The organism is Flavobacterium sp. PLA-1-15, from assembly GCF_049060005.1.
GTDB lineage: Bacteria > Bacteroidota > Bacteroidia > Flavobacteriales > Flavobacteriaceae > Flavobacterium.
In genome coordinates this window covers 76044-93109 of sequence record NZ_JBMGQS010000009.1, presented here as the reverse complement: position 1 = coordinate 93109, position 17066 = coordinate 76044, and the positions used below count along the sequence as shown (strand labels likewise).

Sequence of the window (17066 nt, the reverse complement as noted above, 5' to 3'; positions counted from 1 at the left end):
AGGATAAAGCGCTTCTGGAAAGATGCTTTTGAAGTTGCTTGTGGAGACAAATCTAGTCATTTAGAATGTGCAACATTTGTTAATTAACATTGTTGAAATAGTCAATTTCCTTATTTTTATGGAATGAAAATGCCCCCTAATTTCATAAGATGAAAACAAAAAATACCCCACTCCTCATAAAAAACATGGTTTGCCCGAGATGCATCCTTTCGGTAGAGAATATTTTCAACAATTTGGAAATTCCAATTCAAAAAATAGAATTGGGAGAAGCACATCTTTCCGAAGAATTACAGCCTGAAAAGAGAAATCTTTTGGAAACCGAATTAAAAAAAGTAGGATTCGAACTGATTGAAACCCGTATCAACAAGATTGTGGAAGACATCAAGAAAAGAATCCTTGCCTACTTGGACGATCCTGAAAGGCAAAAAAAGAATCTTTCAACCTATATCACTTCAAAAATTCATTATGACTACAGTTACCTAAGTGATTTGTTTTCCTCTATTGAAGGTAAATCCATCGAGCAATTCTTCATCATTCAAAGAATTGAAAAAGTAAAGGAGTTTTTGGTCTATGATCAGCTTTCTTTAACCGAAATTGCTTTCAAGATGGGTTTCAGCAGCGTACATCATCTGTCGGCGCAATTCAAAAAAACAACCGGACTCACACCTTCCCTTTTTAAAAAAATAGGAAAGGAAAAACGGAAATCAATTGACAACCTTTAAAATCCAAAAATTATATACATCCTTCCCTCTTTTGCATAAGGCAGGACATTACCTGTTAGTTAACTTTGTAGTAGTAATAATTTAAATACTAGAAATCATGAAATCATCAGGAAATAATGGATGCGACAATCCAAACTGCAAATGTGAAAACTGTAACTGCGGAAGCAACTGTACCTGCGGAACAGAAGTATAATCGAAAATTAAGGGCTGAGAAATCAGCCTCTTTTTTTTGCTCGCTGTTTTTAACGTACTATTTTATGTTAATGTATATCGATAAGTAGTTTAATGTTTTATATTTGGGTTTCGTTAATTAAAAACATCCCTTATGAATAGAAAAATAATTTTGAGTTTGGCATTTGTGGCCACGCTTTTCATTACTTCTTGCAAGAAAGAATTGGAGCCACAGCCAAGTTCTGAAACTCCATTAGAAACTGTTGTAGCACCTGAAAATGTTACTGAAGTAACACCTCAAGCGGCACCAACTTCAACTGCGGCACCAGCACAGCCAGTACAGCAAAACAATTCTGCAGCACCTACGGCCGCTGGAATGAATCCGCCACACGGACAGCCGGGTCACCGTTGTGACATTGCCGTTGGAGCGCCTCTAAATTCCCCAAAAGCACCTTCAGTGGCTCCTCACAATGCCCCTAATCCAAATACTTTGGAAAAAGTGGCACCAAAAACAGTTCCTTCACAGCCTGTTGCAACCCAGCCAACACCTCCAGGAATGAATCCGCCACACGGACAACCAGGTCACAAATGCGAAATTGCCGTTGGAGCTCCTTTGCCAACAGAATAATACTTACTTTTTTATAAATAAAAAACCGTCTCGTTTAAAAACGAGACGGTTTTTTTGTGGAGAATACCGGATTCGAACCGGTCACCTCTTGCCTGCCAGGCAAGCGCTCTAGCCAAATGAGCTAATCCCCCATTCGGGGGCAAATATAAGATTTTTAATTTCCAAAAAACAAGCGTTCAGTAAAAAAAGATAGGCTTAGGCACAAATACGATATAGAAAGAAAAATCCCGGCTGTTCACCGGGATTCAACTTGCCTACATTATTTTTTTTTTGCCTCGTAAGTAATAAAGATACTTTAAGAACGAAGAAACAGCTAGGCTTACCATTGCTCCAACTGCGGCCAGGATAGCCGTCCGTAAAAGATCCTCAGAAGCAATGTTGGGAATGATGCTCGCAAAAGTACCACCCGCCACTGCGGTCAGATGCTGATTACTGTGCATCATCGACGTCTTTCGAGATTCCCTTTTCAACAGCAACATCGTCAACCGTAATCTGACTGACGGCGGAAAGCACACCACCGGCAACAACCAGATAGCCTCCTGCACTCACTAAGAATACAGGTAATGAGAGCGGAGCGGTCAACAATACACCGCCAGTAGAAGCCAGCACCAGTCCTATAGCGCGTAATATTCTAAAAAATTTCGGTGTGGGTGCCTGCACCCTTTTGGATAAATTCATAAGCATGGTTTTTAAGAATGAATATAAACAGAAACCTCCTCGCCTGCCGACAATGCGGTATAAACCAACCGCTTCAGCTTTTCAAAGGCCTTTACCGATTCCATCCCGATGCCTGCACCGGAAAGTTTCGTGACGGGGGCAATACAGCCCCTGAGCTCCTTATTGGCATGGTTGGCAGGATGGAACAAGATAAGCTGTCGGGTTCCTGTTCCCATCAAAAGGATATGCCATCCATGTCTTCGACTGTAGCGTTTCGCTAGCAGATACTTACCTTCGGGAATACACGATACGCCACGCTGATTTTGCTTCCACGGAAGCTCTATGCTATGGCAGATGATCCTGCCCTGATGGTAGAGCGTACCATTGGTCCCGTTCGAAAAATAGGACCGTGTAAGAAAAAGCACCATTATACGCCTCCATCAATCCGCACCAGTGAAAGCGGGTTATGGGCTCCGTTCTTAAGCGGATACATCTGCCCGTTTACTTCTTGGTAAAATTCCACACCCACAGCCCCAAACAAGGGCTTGGTACTTCCCGCTGTGACATTGTTGTTGTGCGCAATGGCAACCGTCTCCTCACTATTCCACGGCAGTAAAGCAGTCTCCGTCTGGCGGGTTACGAAAGTTTCCGCCTCAAAATCAACTTCAACTGCACCAGAGAGGATTTTATAGTGTGTAGTGCCCGCAGGTGCCGCCAGCATCGTGGTCGGCACAAACGGCGGTACGCTCATCGAGATCATACCTCCTGCTCGGTCAATTTCCACAGTAAACGGAGCAAAGAGCGTAGTACTCAATTTGCCCCTGATGTTGAACTCAAAGCCAAGTAATAACTCCGTCTCTCCGTCAATAACGTTTCGAAGTCCTCTGATACTGGTTTTGTCCGCTTGAATCACCTTCATCATCCACTGCGTCATGCGGCTACACATTCGTGCATCTGCCGACTGCAGATAGAGGGTGCGCAGCGAATTGCGCAATAGCTTTCCAGCCTTTCCGGCTCTTCCAAATTCTGAATTATTCTCCCTTGTACGCTGAAACGCTGGGTCGGTTGCAATCCTGCTCGCTTCGACGCCTCCTTTTTCCCTTGCCATATAGCCATCCTTAGTCTTATAGAAGGTGATGTCTCCTAGTGTACCGTTAATCTTGATAATGCCTTTTTGTCTTGCCATGTCTTGAAAATTTAAAAAGTTAAAACTTGAGTGAAGTCTTTCTGGTTTCGTTGCAACTGTTCCGAATCGACACTGCAAATTTTCAGTCAATTAAAATTCATTTCAAAACGGCCATGTCGCTAATGACCTAAAACAGCCCAACAAGGTCCTTTTTTACCACATTCTTTAGAAACTTACCAACGAAAATGCTACTAAAAAACAACACGTCACTTAGGTTGATACACAAAAAATCGACAGCTTTTTTTGTGTATCGTATCGAGAAGCACATTACACAAACGAGCACATTTTTTCACTCACAACTTGGGAATACCTTGTGAAGGACTTAAAAAACGCCAAAGCATATTTGTGCTCTAAAAAATAAATAAGATGGTAAAAAACGATTTGATGAAGGCCTGCATCTATCCGAAGGATATACAACGTATATTGGGAAAAACCTACAGGCAGGCAAGACTCTATTTGGCAAAAATACGCAAACATTTGGGCAAGGAGTCCCATCAATTGGTATCCATAGAAGAGTTCTGCGAGTACTCGGGACTGCAGATGGAGCACATAATGAGATGCATTCAGGAGTAACTGTCTTGGCTGATTGTTTAAGTAAACTAATAACCACTTAAACAGCCTGCAATTAAAATGGAGCCAAATCAACCGATGGCACTACTCAACTGGAACATAGGCAAATACATAGCAACGAGTAAAATGGCAACGATACCTCCAATTACAAGTATTATGAAGGGTTCAAGTACGGTTGACATCACTTTTGATTGTTGAAGTACCTCTTGGCTGTATTGAATATTCAATTGCTTGAACACATATTCTGTCTGATTAGTCTCCTCAGCAACTTTTACTAATGCAATAATCCTGCTGTCAAAAATTTTGTTTCCTTTGAGGCCTTCGCTCAGGCTTTTTCCCTTAAGGATACTATTTTCAATTTCTTCCAGTGCCTCCTGGAGGGGTACAAATCCAATCATCTTTTTTACCATCTGGATACTGCTCAGCATTGGTACCTTTGCGGTCGTGAGCAATGCTACCGCTTGGGTAAATTGTGCCAAATAAACTTTGGTAATAAACGGGCCGAAAATCGGTACTCTTAGCATCACTGAATGAAGTATGCGCTTGTACTGTACATTATCTTTAAAGATCCTTGCCATAATGAAAATACATAGGATACCCAATATACAATAAATCCAATATGTTTTTGTAAGGTTTGAGAGTTGTATGATGCCTCTTGTAATCAAAGGAAGTTCAATATTGTTCTGCTTAAAAATATCTTGAAACATGGGTACTACATACGCTAACATAAATACAACTACAAAAAATGCAGTGGACAGCACTATGGCAGGATAGGTTAATGCGGCTATAACGATTCTCTTCTGTTCATTCTTCCTTTCATAAAAAAGACCCAATTCACTACTGACCTGCCCAATTGTTCCAGTTTCTTCCCCTATCTTTAAGGAATAATATTCATATTCAGAAAAAGATCCCGTAGCAAAGACAGCGTCGGAAAAGGATTTTCCATTAACCACGTCGTTTAGAACTTTCTGTATCAATTCTTTATCCGGCACTTTCTTTAACGATTCTACAATAAGGGTGAGGCCTTCCTTGATGGTGATACCTGCCTTAAGTAAAACCGAAAGTTCAGTATAAAAAGCCTGTTTCTTTTTGTTATTGAAGCTCTTACCGAATAATACGATTTCTTTTTTTAGAAGATCCTCTAAACTATTACGACCGCCTGTTGAAAGAGATTCTTTCTTACTGGGATTGTCTAATTTAAATGCCATCTGTATTCATCAATAAAGTTGCGTCATTTTTTTTTGAAACGAAGAGCTTATAACCCGGAAATTCTTTTTCTCCAGAAATAGAAACAGCATCAATTTCTCCTTCAACAGTTTCAAGACCTTCATAAAAGACAGTTTCAAGTGCTATCTTTAATTTAATAGTATCCGTATTTCTCATTACATATTCCTCATTAAAATTGTAGAGTACAGAATCCATTTCCGATTTCATTACCAAAATATTGTCTTTCCTATTGAATTCTATATGATGAAATTCATTAAAATCTTGCCATAATTTTTGCTCAAAAAGGGATAAGTCAGCACTCTTATCTAGATTCTTATGGATAAGACGAACCTGTTTCTGAATCATATGCAGTACGGAGAATGCCATTCCTACTACAATAGCAGTGATGATCATTACAACCAACAGCTCCGCAAGTGTAAACGATTTTACCTTATTCTGCATAAATTCTTTTTCTTAAAATTTTTCTTTCTTCCTGATCGAAAGCTAAAATAATTACAGTCTTGACAGTGTTATTTTTCTCAATGGAAATGTCCCAACCTTCAAACTGCTCGACATAGGGCAGATCTAGCTTATGGTTTTGAATTGCGTATTCCAATTCATTCATCCTGTAGCTAATCTTATGCGTATTCTTTACAAAAGTATTGAGCAAAATCGTATTCAATACTAAACTCGCAATTACAAAAACGATGACAATCAAAACAGTTGCTATCAAAGCTTCCATCAATGTGGCCGATCTAATCTTTCTTAATAAAGCCATTTTATAAGCGTTTTATCCTGTTTTTCAAGCAATATACCTCCATAGTGATCAGGTATGTTTTCATTTTCAATTATTCCACCATAGATATGGTTCATATAAATAGACCCTGACTGGTTTGCAATAAATTGCTTGGAAATAACAGTCCCTGATACCTTCCCTCTCAACTCAAAGTTACCCATGCAATATACCTGCCCCTTGATCCATGCCGTCTTCTCAACAACTATTTGTGGAAAAAAATCATCCGACCTTCCCTTCCTTAAATAGCAGATGCTCCCTTTAATAGCTGTTCCTTCATCAATAAAGATTTTATTGTCAAACCTATTTTTTGTTTGCAAAACTAGAAGATCTTCCTGAGCCAGAACAATTGCTGAAGGATAATTCAATCTGCAATTTTTTCCAATAGTAATCCTTTGTGATGCAACTACCTGAAAAACACCTACAACTCCGTCTTCAATCTCTACCACAGGGGCAATCAAAATCAAATCCTTTATTGTTGCCGATTTTTTCACTACAATCAAACTGTCCGATTTAATAATAATATTGCCGGTCATCCAAACATCTTCCAGTACAACCTCTCTTTTAGAATAAATGCTTTTTGTGTGCTCTTTAAAGGAATGTACCATTTTTTTACTGCTTGAAATAGCAAAATCGGTATCCACTCTTTTGAATTCTTTGCTATAAAGATACAATTGATCCACACAGAGTTTATCCAAATCAGGCAATTTATCGCTACTTGGTCTGCTGCTGCCATATATCAAACTACTGCCATAATAACTCTCACCAGCAATGTAGCCTGACCTGACTCCCTGTAAAGGCACCAAAACATTTCCTCTGATCTTAGTATTACCAACCAACGTCAAGGGATTGTTTGTCTCCTGAAGGTAGAGTGTTGGGGACTCTGAGTCTATTATCGAACCTATTATCGCAGTTTTCACAAAACGCTTCTTTCGGTGACGGGTTTCAACAAACGCTTTTTGAAATATCCCCCACTGCGAAATATGCCCCTTTATGATTTGACTGTCGCCGTTGTTCAGGTCCAATAACAGTGTGTCGGAAATTACTTCCTTACTTTGGATCATATGAGCAATTCCAGAATCGGAAAGACAGATGTTTTCAATCGTTGCTTTTGATTGCTCCTTGACAAAGACAAAACTATAGGCATATAGAACTAGCCCTGACAATAGCAACGCAACCAAGACTGCAATAAAAACAACAAACTGCAATGCTCCCGATCTTAGTTTGTATCTGAATCCTAATTTCATCCGTTGAGTAAGATAATATTGAGATGGCCTTTGTATTTTACATAGATGGACTCCCTATTGCCTTCCTTCAAAAAAACATCATTTTCAACATCCCCTCTTTTCATCAAAAAAGTCCGACCATTTATGATCAGCATAAATACTTTTGTCTTGTCCTTACTGTCTGAAACAATCCCTTTATAAACAATCGATGGCCACACAATCGATTCTTCTTTCTTGATCTGTCTTTTACCAGTGCTCTTCTTATTAATTTTGTTGGACGTTGAGGGGTAGATTTTTCCTAGAAACGGATCTCTATAGTCAACATCAATAGAAAAGGTGTCACGCGGCTTTATGGATAATGGTTTTGGATTAAAAGTACCGGAAGAAACAGAGACCATTTCTCCATTATCGGAATACGAAAAAAACTGATACAGGACGGCACCCCATATAAACAATACTACAGGTAATAAAACATATAGGTTCTTCTTGTTCTTCATTCTTCTAATTGTCTACAATAAGACTATAAACAGTACTTTGATTGCTGACATTTCCTGCTAGGTCAAACGCTCTCACGTACCAATAATAAGTACCCGATTCAAGTGTTGTAAGAAATGGAGAGGTCGACTCTTCTTTAAGATGAAGGAGAGACAATGCACTATTTGTATAAATGTAGATACTGTCTGTTTCTGCACTGCCTTGTTGCGTTTGCCTTGTCCATTGAAAACTCAAATCGCTTTCCAAACTCGTACTTCCGTTTACAGGAGCAGTCAAAATTGGGGTGTTCGGCACCGTTGTATCTATTAAAAGACTTCTGGAAGTATATAACGTATACATGCTTCCGTTCGATGCCCTTACCCGCCAGCTGAAATTACCTTCCTGAAAGGTATAAGATAAATTTGCAACTGTAATAACCTCTTCATGAACCACCGTTCCATTCACATCAAGAACTTGAAACTCGTAACTTGTTGCCCCAATAACCGACTGCCACATGATGTTCAAGGAAGCATTCTTGGTAATCAAATTACTTGCCGGAGAAATTAAAACAACGGTATTGTTCTCAAATTCTTCATTATTAACAATCGTAAAGAACCTGTTTTCATAGTCGGTTTCATAGGTACTATTAACGCCACTCACCCTCCATTCATACGCACCTACATTCAGCTGGAAAGAAAAGGAATTAGAAGCGACCACAGTATCCAGAACAATCTGAAGAGGATTTTCGAAATTAGGACGGGCAATCTGAAGATGATAGTAGTCTGCATCTTTCAATTCTTCCCAAGCAAAGGATACCCCAGTTGAAAAAAATTGCGCATTATTGGCAGGTGCAACCAATACTATCTTTTCTTCTGAAATATCTTCTTCCAAAAGAATCTCTTCGCAGGAGCTGCATAAAGCCGCAATAAAAAAAAAGAAACCGATATATTTTTTCATAAATTTTAAAATGGACTACTTTTTCATGCTACAAATTGTTCAAATATATAATAACTAAGGCTATCAATTAAAAAAATCACCACATTGTTGGTGATTTTTTTAATTATCTAGTTCTTATAATGATACTTTTTGTGCTGTATGATATGATTAGACTTGTCCGTTACATATTTGAGTCTATAGAATTCATCATAGATATAATTTACTTCATTCTTTCTTTCATCTATCGAAGTAACAATATTTCCATTCGCATCATAAATATCAATCTTAATCATAGCCTTCTTTGATAGGTTAACATGATTATATAATTTAAGTAATTCAAGCTTTAAATTTGCAACACTCAGACCTTGAAGGGCTGCATAACTGATATCCAATGCGGCGATTGCGTCTGCTTGGGTCACATTTGTTATCGTGGCAACAGGATACTTGTAATTATAGCCCATCAATATCGATTTATGCAAACCTTTGCCGTTTGAAGTCTGGACAATATTTCCATAATTATCTACAACTTCAATTTTGTCGTTAGTACGCAACAAATTATCGTTGATACCTGATAAATTTTCATTTATATAAACTTTATCTCCATTCTGTGTCCATTTTATTTGCTCAGCAGACACTACAGTATTCCCCACCCTATTGATCTTCATATACGGAAATCCAATAAAATTTTTATTGGCCACAAACGAAAAATAATTCTCAGCATACATAATCTCTGTAGTTTGCAATTTACCTTCACTGTTCAACTTGGAAGTAAAAAACAGATTTCCATTAGGATCAAACCTTGATTCTACATTGGTAACAATTGTGCCACTCCCTATAAAATTAGCCCGTTCCTCTACATTAGTTTTCTGCCAAACAGTCACATAATGAGTTACACCGTTTGAAGCATTTGATGACCAGACAGGAAAATCAAATTTAGTGTAAGTATTGATAATCTCTTTTGCTTTGAAGTTGGAAGCGTCCCAATATTCCTCACGGTCAAGAAGCCCCGCTTTAGTCCAATCCAATACGCCGTTGTTATAATATTTTTTTATGGCTCCATTATTGCCTGTTCCGTTACCTATTTCCTTTATCGTTACTGTACCATATACTACCGTGGCATCGTCTGGTGAGGAGTTTGAATTTTCATACGTATAGCTCGTATTTACAACTAGTCCATTTCCATTATCTGCAGCTATCTGACTAATTACTATATCAGTGATTACATTTCCATACTTATTATCGATTATCCTGCGTCCTTCAAAATTTCTTCTTGCATAAAACGGAAATTTCCCTCCAAATTGCTCGGCAAACATGTTTCGATTTAGATTGTCATTTACATAGGAACTATGTACAATCTGGTTTTTCAGCAATCCGTCCTTTTTATCAATATAAAAATATTTAGTCTCACCAGTGGGATTACCTCCATTAAATACAGGATCCTTTGTCCAAAAAGCCGCATAAATATAATCTCCACCACTGTTTGCAAAACTAGTATAATCATGAGATGTAACTTGTCCCAAATTTGAAAAAGTATTGTTATTTTCTTTATACATATTCAAACCTGCTATAAAAATATCATTCCCGAAGGCATACGAATGGGAATAATGATTATTGTGCTCCTTGGGAGGAAAAGTTAAATTGTAGGTTTCCCAAACATTCGTATTTGGGTTAAACTTTCTCAAATCATGACTGTAATCATTAACTACACCATTCCATCTTGATCCCAAAAGCTTATTATTTCCAAAACCTTGGAAAGTCTGCATATTTACCTCAGGAGTTGCAAACTCACTAAACCCACTAATCGCTGCTGCCTTGAAAATATAAGGCTTTCCTATGTCGCCACACCTCCAACCTGCAAATATATTATTCCCTACGCTAAGAAATGGATAATTATCGTTATGAGCCCCTAGAATATCGTCAGCGACACTTATTAGATCGTAATTAGGACTCCATCTTATAAGAAGTTCGGGATTGTCAGCCGCAACAAAGGAAGACATTGAATTGTTTGGATAAAAATAGGACTTTCCTGAAATATTGCCAATGTTTGTCGTTGCGAAACTTGACCATGATTTGGTCATCCACTTTTTTTCTGAATCCAAATAATGTATATAATAGCGATCATAATATTGTTGGGTGGTAGTATTCCCCATAATTGGCATATCTACACCGGTTTTCAAATTCATAGCAAGTACAAAATTGTTTTTTGCTGCATAGTAGTATTCACCATCTCCTTGATCTATCGTTTTTCTTTTCCATATTAAATTATTCCAGACATACGTAAACAACTTGCCTCTTATGGTTCCAATCGAAACAAAACCGTCACTGGAGAGCAGAACCGGATCTGCATCTGCATTATTCTTATTACCGCTTCCGTCTGTATCAATATTTGCAATCTGTTCATAGCGCCATGTACCGTCTTCCTTTAAATGAAACAGATGCAATTCTCCCTTTCTAGTTACCCGATCAAAGCAAAGGGCAGCAAAAAAATTATCTTCGAAGACAAACTTAATATTATCTACCCGATAGGAACCATTCCAATCTGTAAGAACACGTACCTTTTGGGGCATAAATGTTCTGGACATACTCCAATTACGTCCATTCCAAACACTATAGTCAATATACATACCTACATTACCCTCCCCTACAGTAAAGGCTGGCAGGAGATTGTCCTCATGGGTACATAGAGCAAGACTATAGTTGTTTCCATAATAACGGGCAAATTGTCTTGAATTAGGAAGACCAGTCAACCCATTATAATTTGTATTATTGGTAGCGTTAGTAAACAGGGTCTTTTCTTCATAGGTATAAGTTACGGAACCACCTTGAGGGTTAGTCTTCTTTTTCAAAGCCCCAGCAAAAACACCTGTTGTGAAATACTCATATCGCTGGGGTGGAAGGCTTTGCCCGATAGTATTGGTCTTGGTTACCTGTGTCATATACCTTTTCCTGTTATCATTGCCCGAAGCACTTGCGATTGTATACCCAAAAGAGGTGGTGAGCACAACCGTATTGGCACTATTGTACACCTTAATGTTATTCAGATAATATTTTTCATATCTTTCTTGATAGGCATCGGGTTCTGGAGCCTCAGTATGGGGTTCATAATATTCATAGCTGTTCTTCAAAGAATAGGAAAGAACTATCTTCTCACCCGTTCCAGAGGTAACCTGGCTCAGATAGGAAGCTTCGGTATGAAATAGGCCTGTTGTATTCACACGCTGCTCTGTCTTTAAATAAGAAAAGTTAAGCTGGTTGTTCCATTGATCTTTTATCTGCGAAAGGTTCCACGCTACCGTATGTTTGGACTCCAGACCCGTAATAAGCTTTGAATCTCCAATCCAGTTGCCCCAGGCGATAACATTCTCCCTAGTATTATCTGTATTTCCATAAACGTAAATGCGGCCTTTTTCGTCAATAACTTCCCAATAATCCAAAACCTGTTCCTGATAGGTCCCTCCAACGATTCCTCCTGAATATTCAAAATATCGTATACGGTAAGGCATTTGTTTCTTGGGCTTAAACTCCCATATCTGCACACCGTTGGCATAGAAAGTACGTAAAGGTCTTTTGACACATACCAACTCCACCCCGTTCAGATAAAAAGTATCATCATCCCGGGCGGCCGTTTCCTTGATGTCGGCAACAATCTTGGGAACTCCCATGCTCCATCCCACTCCCATTATCCCGGTTGGAAAATACCGGTTTTGGTATTGTGCCTGCTTAAAAATGTTCGTTCCATCATAACTTACAGCAAACGGATAGGACAAAGTTCTGCACTTGATTTCTGCCACAGGCAATGACTCACTCAATTTCCCTGTAGATTCATTTATATTGGCCCCAATTCCTACCGAAGAACCTCCATTACCTTTTGATGTGTTTACATCTTCCTTTTGAAGAACATCACTCTGCGAGAAAACAGATATGGAGAATAACAGAAACAGGTAAAAGATTTTTTTCATTTTATACACGCTTATTTTATTATAATTTATTTCAGGATTAAAAAACAATAGCTACTATTCAATTAAACAATTAATACACAGCCAGCTAAATTTATTCTCTTAATTTCATTGTAAACGAACTTAAAATATAGCTTAAATTCAAAAAAACTTATCAATTTGATAAATCTAAACCATATTTTAAGTTCTTTTCCAAGGAACTTATAAGATGTAGTAATGCTTCCTCTTCAGTTTTAAATACTCTCTCATTAATTCTTTCACCCCTTTCAAGATAAAAAAGGGCATACTCACCATTAAACATTCTCTCAATGTTATAAGCATTTTCTTTAATGTCAAAGCCAATTGAATAAAATTTAGGATGGATATTAAGCCTAATAAGTTTTTTTAATAGATCCTCTATCTTTACCATCTAAACTACTTTTTAATTATAATTATTCCTCTTTTTAATAATACCTCTATCGGAACCGGAGTTCTAAATTGTATTCCTCCTCCATATTGTCCCTTCAAAAACCCATGGGTTGATGTTGATTGCTCCACTTGGAAAGGCTTAACAACTGTAAATTCAGTTTTTGGTGTTAAACCAGGAGGTATTGACCTAGCACTATAAGGAACTCCTGGAAAAGAAAGCCATTTTCCATCAATAGGTCCATATCTATCCACAGTCTGCCCTGGCATTAAGTACTCTAAACTTTTAGACCCCTTTACTTCAGCAGTAGTTGGATATGAAGGTACCAGATCGGTTCCTTTTTGGGCCTCCTGCGGTGCAATTGACAATCCTTTATTCTTACTTTCAAGTGCAAAGAATTCCTCCTGCTCAGCATTCTGTTTAACTTTTTGTTGCTCTGTTTTGGGTTTATAGGCACCTTTTAGGTAATCTCCAGAAAAACTAATTGAGGTAGTCACAACACTCACCCTAGCCGCATCCAAACCAACATTCAACGATTGTTCAAAGCTGTTTCCTTGCATCAAACTTGCACCAGTACCCAATGTAAAACCGGTTGCCGAAGAAGTTGTAACCTGGGTAAGGTATTGTTTTGCTAGCTCATTAGGAACCTTAGAATACAAGTTGCTGATGGGGCCCGTTAATTTTGCGCCAAGAGCTCCTCCCACATAAGAAGTCACCCCAGAAATAGCAGTAGCCTGCAAAGCTTCGCCAGGATTGAAGTTGTCAAAACTGTATCCGCCTGCCTTGTACTGCCCGTATATATTATTTCCTGCCCCCAGCATCATGGAGCCACCCACAACATCTCCTGTCCCAGCAATATAAGCGCCAGAAACTGCTCCTGTACCAAAATATGCCAAACCATCACCGAAATCACCAATATTATCCCAATTAGTGGCTACATTTATTACTCCTCCTACCACTGCACCTACTACTATATGTACCCACTCTCCATCGGGGTCCACGTGAAAAACAGGATTATTCCCCATCGCTACATAAGGGCTGGCAAACTGGTTTTGAGGATCAGTAGAAAACCACCTTCCCACGGCAGGATCATACATACGGGATCCAAAATCGTACATGTTCAAGCTATTCTCGGCATTGTATTCCTTCCCTTGAAATTTATACAGATAATTGGTGGCCAAACTGTTTGTAATGCTTCCAGAATGCATGCCTCCTAGAGCATAGTAGTCGTTTATTGACTGGATCTCTGATGTCGAGATATACCCATTGTTATCGGCATCCGAATAACTTAGACGGTTATTCCCTAAATGGTCACTGTAGATGTATACATACTTAAACTCTGTTCCTACCTTTGCTGCATATCCTTCAGATGTTGAGAAGTGCTGCATTCCATTTTCGCCATACTGGAATCTTCCCATATACATTGTTGAAGAAGAGTTAACACCATCGTATACACTTTTAGATATTTTCCTGCCTGTGGCATCATAGGTAAATACTATGTTCCTGCCATCTGTAAAGTGTATCTCTTCGATTAGGTCGAGGTGATTATACGTAATGATATCTATTCCTTTATTGCGATCCCTTATGAGGTTTCCATTCGCATCATATTCATAAATATTGCCCACACTTCCCGTCAGGTAGCTCTTATAGCCTTCGTAATCATGTCCCGTCTCAGTCATTCCAACCAACTGGTTTCCATCATATTTATAGGACAGAACATCTAACCATTCCATAAGTGGATCTGCAATTACATTCCCTGTTCGGTACAAAGAAGTAATATTCCCATTCTTATCATAGGCAAGCCTCTCAAGAAAACTCTTGGTATGAGTGCTATTATTGGAGTTTCTAAAATTGGCTTCAGTAAGCCTGTTTAGTTTGTCGTAAGAATAATTATACGTCTTGAGTCCAGATGCCGGAATTGCTGTTTTCCATTGTACCTGGCTGATATTGCCCGTATACAAAGGAGTAGATAAAGCTGTTGGGTTATTATATTTGATTTCATAAGCAAAAAGGCTTGTACCCATCAGTGTCGGGTTGTTCAATTTTGTAAGCCATCCCCTTATATTATAGGCATATTTGACAGTCTGTAAAGGAGTTGTAGCAGTTGCAATTCCTCCCACCTTCTTCTCAACCATTGTTCCAACATCATCATAAACGTACCTAACTATCGCATGTTCTGGCTGGCTGTTTATTTTCTGATATTCTCCAAGCAATCTTTCGGCGTGGTCGTATTCAAACCTTTCTTCTATAGTGGTAATCCTATTTGGCCTACCTCTTTCTGTATGGGTCGTGAGCGTCTTTAGTACATTTCCTCTAAAATCGTACTGATGCTGTACATCAGTGCGCAAGCTCTGGATAATATCAGTGGCACATACGACCCTCGCTTTTTCATTATAATATAAATAATTACCATTAAAATGAGAGCTAGCAGCATAGCTTGCTGTCAATAGTCCTCTAGTGTTAGTGCTTATTATTTCTCCTCCGTACTGTTGAGGAGTTTCGGGAAGAACTCCATAAAAACCAATGTCTTCAAAATTATAATCATCATAATAATTGACCGTCAAGACATCCAACTCTGTTGTCGGAAAAGCATTATTTGAATAATTTAATCCTGTCGAATAACCAATCATTACCTGTGAAGAAACCCTTTCTTCTACATTACTTTGATTAGATGTATTCGCTGCGATATAGGCATCTGCCGCAACCTGTAATTCTGCCCTCGAAAAAGTGCTTCGATGTTTTCCTGTATAGACAACCCTCCCAAAAGCATCATATTTTGTGTAGAGCCAGTAATTATTAGCCTTTAAATTCTGATCCTGGGTAAGGATAGGCCTGTCCAGCTGGTCAAACACATTGTACTCCCAGCCTTTTCCAGGTGTTTTTTGCTCAATCTTTCTATTGTAGTCATCATATTTATATTGAAACGCATATTTATCAAGCAATTGCTGATTCGAGAGAAAGGTTATATCTCCAACCGTTGCGGTGTAGGTTCCGGAAAAACCAGTCGTGGAAATCGGGTAGGTGTTTATTGCAATACAAAGGAAACCATTTTCAACATACAGCCTGTAATTTCCACTGCAGGAAGTACAGGATAGATTTCCCAAGCTTACATTTGGTATCCTTTCATCTAAATAAACAATTGGTCCGGTTTTTAATACCGAACTATTGAATCCCCCACTAAAAGTAACTGACAAAACCCCGTTGGTTATTCCTGCACTTACACTTCCTCCCCCAGAAGGGTTTTCACTTGAAATGAATCTAGTAAAATTCCAACTTAATCTTCCTGTGGCAACGCTGAAAGATTGGAAATCGTGATTCATTGCCCTGGGAGGCAATACATATCTCAAAAGACCACGCTCATCATATACATATTGTGTAATAAGCTTCTCTACGGCTGTACCTTGTTGTCCATAACTTACTTCTGCAATTTTCTTACCATCTACATCGGTATATACTTCAACAGAATTCAAGTTTCCATCAGCTGTAACCCAATTTTCATTCTTTACTATACTCTTGAATAATTTGCGAATGGGATAATAAGAAGAATTATTGATCAAACCGTTGGCATCAACCGTGTAAATTTTTATTTCATTGGCTTGGTTTAACCCATAAGAATATTTTTCAGTCTTATCGGCATCACTTGTAGGCAGCATCTTCCAAACATCTCCCACATTAGACTTTTCAACTACCCTGTTCAATGGAGAATTGTCAAGCCTTACTTCCGTAAAAGGTGTCAGATCATTGAATTTAGTCTGATAATAGGCTTTTTGAATATTCTTTGCATCTGTTAGATACAATGGAAGGGTTTGGTCTGAAAAAAACGGAAGGTACTGTTTGCTTTGACGCCCAAAGTCATCGTATTCTGAAAAGCTGACTAGATCTTTCTGATTAGGATTGGCTTTAACGGATACGGATTGCAATACCCTATTAAACCCATCCACATACTCAAATGAACGGAGCACATAGGTACTGGGGTCATAAATGCCGGCTTCGTAATCAGCCACAGTAACGGGCATCTTTGGCTCCGAAGTACCATAATAGTTTTGGTCGGTAGATTGGGAATGAACTAAAGAAGAAAGACATACGGCAACAATAGAAAATAAATACCTCATAAGTCAATTATTTAAAGTGCAAT

Annotated in this window: 14 protein-coding genes and 1 tRNA gene; 2 read left to right on the top strand and 13 right to left on the bottom strand. The window is 38.6% G+C overall.

All coding sequences use genetic code 11. From position 1 onward, the window contains the following. Positions 1 to 149 precede the first annotated feature (149 nt). Positions 150 to 722, top strand: a complete 573-nt coding sequence (locus tag ACI6PS_RS08000) for a helix-turn-helix domain-containing protein (protein ID WP_421012030.1) — start codon at positions 150 to 152, stop codon at positions 720 to 722. 325 nt (positions 723 to 1047) lie between these two features. Beyond that, on the top strand, positions 1048 to 1521 hold the full coding sequence (locus ACI6PS_RS07995) for a hypothetical protein (protein ID WP_421012043.1): 474 nt from the start codon (positions 1048 to 1050) through the stop codon (positions 1519 to 1521). A 57-nt stretch (positions 1522 to 1578) separates the two neighbouring features. Here the strand turns inward: ACI6PS_RS07995 and ACI6PS_RS07990 are convergent. The 13 genes from ACI6PS_RS07990 to ACI6PS_RS07930 all read right to left on the bottom strand — a co-directional run bounded on the left by ACI6PS_RS07990 (position 1579) and on the right by ACI6PS_RS07930 (position 17043). Further along, positions 1579 to 1652: transfer RNA gene (locus tag ACI6PS_RS07990), tRNA-Ala, on the bottom strand. Positions 1653 to 1950: 298 nt separating this feature from the next. Continuing rightward, positions 1951 to 2199 carry a hypothetical protein gene (locus tag ACI6PS_RS07985; protein ID WP_421012029.1) on the bottom strand — a complete coding sequence of 83 codons (249 nt, stop codon included), beginning with the start codon at positions 2197 to 2199 and terminating at the stop codon, positions 1951 to 1953. An 11-nt stretch (positions 2200 to 2210) separates the two neighbouring features. Beyond that, the gene (locus ACI6PS_RS07980; RefSeq protein WP_421012028.1) at positions 2211 to 2606 is read right to left on the bottom strand and encodes a DUF5675 family protein; all 396 of its coding nucleotides are present in this window, start codon (positions 2604 to 2606) and stop codon (positions 2211 to 2213) included. Continuing rightward, entirely contained in the window at positions 2606 to 3364 is a 759-nt protein-coding gene (locus ACI6PS_RS07975; protein ID WP_421012027.1) for a hypothetical protein, read from the bottom strand. The genes ACI6PS_RS07980 and ACI6PS_RS07975 overlap by 1 nt, the downstream gene beginning before the upstream one ends. A gap of 641 nt (positions 3365 to 4005) precedes the next feature. Continuing rightward, positions 4006 to 5142, bottom strand: coding sequence for a type II secretion system F family protein (locus ACI6PS_RS07970; protein WP_421012026.1), 1137 nt, complete (start codon positions 5140 to 5142; stop codon positions 4006 to 4008). Next, positions 5132 to 5602, bottom strand: coding sequence for a PulJ/GspJ family protein (locus tag ACI6PS_RS07965; RefSeq protein ID WP_421012025.1), 471 nt, complete (start codon positions 5600 to 5602; stop codon positions 5132 to 5134). Before ACI6PS_RS07965 ends, ACI6PS_RS07970 begins: the two co-directional genes overlap by 11 nt. Next, positions 5592 to 5918, bottom strand: a complete 327-nt coding sequence (locus ACI6PS_RS07960; RefSeq protein WP_421012024.1) for a hypothetical protein — start codon at positions 5916 to 5918, stop codon at positions 5592 to 5594. Before ACI6PS_RS07960 ends, ACI6PS_RS07965 begins: the two co-directional genes overlap by 11 nt. Further along, positions 5906 to 7180 carry a hypothetical protein gene (locus ACI6PS_RS07955; RefSeq protein ID WP_421012023.1) on the bottom strand — a complete coding sequence of 425 codons (1275 nt, stop codon included), beginning with the start codon at positions 7178 to 7180 and terminating at the stop codon, positions 5906 to 5908. The genes ACI6PS_RS07960 and ACI6PS_RS07955 overlap by 13 nt, the downstream gene beginning before the upstream one ends. Continuing rightward, positions 7177 to 7656, bottom strand: a complete 480-nt coding sequence (locus ACI6PS_RS07950) for a hypothetical protein (protein WP_421012022.1) — start codon at positions 7654 to 7656, stop codon at positions 7177 to 7179. The genes ACI6PS_RS07955 and ACI6PS_RS07950 overlap by 4 nt, the downstream gene beginning before the upstream one ends. 4 nt (positions 7657 to 7660) lie before the next feature. Next, on the bottom strand, positions 7661 to 8590 hold the full coding sequence (locus tag ACI6PS_RS07945) for a hypothetical protein (RefSeq protein WP_421012021.1): 930 nt from the start codon (positions 8588 to 8590) through the stop codon (positions 7661 to 7663). A gap of 107 nt (positions 8591 to 8697) precedes the next feature. After that, a complete protein-coding gene (locus ACI6PS_RS07940) occupies positions 8698 to 12528 on the bottom strand; it encodes a hypothetical protein (protein WP_421012020.1) in 3831 nt (1276 codons plus the stop codon). Positions 12529 to 12679: 151 nt separating this feature from the next. After that, positions 12680 to 12934, bottom strand: a complete 255-nt coding sequence (locus ACI6PS_RS07935; RefSeq protein WP_421012019.1) for a hypothetical protein — start codon at positions 12932 to 12934, stop codon at positions 12680 to 12682. Between the two features lie 5 nt (positions 12935 to 12939). Further along, a complete protein-coding gene (locus ACI6PS_RS07930) occupies positions 12940 to 17043 on the bottom strand; it encodes a DUF6443 domain-containing protein (RefSeq protein ID WP_421012018.1) in 4104 nt (1367 codons plus the stop codon). Positions 17044 to 17066: the final 23 nt, after the last annotated feature.

Excerpts from the sequence above, each read along its gene's own strand:
- ACI6PS_RS08000 (WP_421012030.1), top strand. The coding sequence starts at position 150 with ATGAAAACAAAAAATACCCCACTCCTCATAAAAAACATGGTTTGCCCG.
- ACI6PS_RS07995 (WP_421012043.1), top strand. The coding sequence starts at position 1,048 with ATGAATAGAAAAATAATTTTGAGTTTGGCATTTGTGGCCACGCTTTTC.
- ACI6PS_RS07985 (WP_421012029.1), bottom strand. The coding sequence starts at position 2,199 with ATGAATTTATCCAAAAGGGTGCAGGCACCCACACCGAAATTTTTTAGA.
- ACI6PS_RS07980 (WP_421012028.1), bottom strand. The coding sequence starts at position 2,606 with ATGGTGCTTTTTCTTACACGGTCCTATTTTTCGAACGGGACCAATGGT.
- ACI6PS_RS07975 (WP_421012027.1), bottom strand. The coding sequence starts at position 3,364 with ATGGCAAGACAAAAAGGCATTATCAAGATTAACGGTACACTAGGAGAC.
- ACI6PS_RS07970 (WP_421012026.1), bottom strand. The coding sequence starts at position 5,142 with ATGGCATTTAAATTAGACAATCCCAGTAAGAAAGAATCTCTTTCAACA.
- ACI6PS_RS07965 (WP_421012025.1), bottom strand. The coding sequence starts at position 5,602 with ATGCAGAATAAGGTAAAATCGTTTACACTTGCGGAGCTGTTGGTTGTA.
- ACI6PS_RS07960 (WP_421012024.1), bottom strand. The coding sequence starts at position 5,918 with ATGGCTTTATTAAGAAAGATTAGATCGGCCACATTGATGGAAGCTTTG.
- ACI6PS_RS07955 (WP_421012023.1), bottom strand. The coding sequence starts at position 7,180 with ATGAAATTAGGATTCAGATACAAACTAAGATCGGGAGCATTGCAGTTT.
- ACI6PS_RS07950 (WP_421012022.1), bottom strand. The coding sequence starts at position 7,656 with ATGAAGAACAAGAAGAACCTATATGTTTTATTACCTGTAGTATTGTTT.
- ACI6PS_RS07945 (WP_421012021.1), bottom strand. The coding sequence starts at position 8,590 with ATGAAAAAATATATCGGTTTCTTTTTTTTTATTGCGGCTTTATGCAGC.
- ACI6PS_RS07940 (WP_421012020.1), bottom strand. The coding sequence starts at position 12,528 with ATGAAAAAAATCTTTTACCTGTTTCTGTTATTCTCCATATCTGTTTTC.
- ACI6PS_RS07935 (WP_421012019.1), bottom strand. The coding sequence starts at position 12,934 with ATGGTAAAGATAGAGGATCTATTAAAAAAACTTATTAGGCTTAATATC.
- ACI6PS_RS07930 (WP_421012018.1), bottom strand. The coding sequence starts at position 17,043 with ATGAGGTATTTATTTTCTATTGTTGCCGTATGTCTTTCTTCTTTAGTT.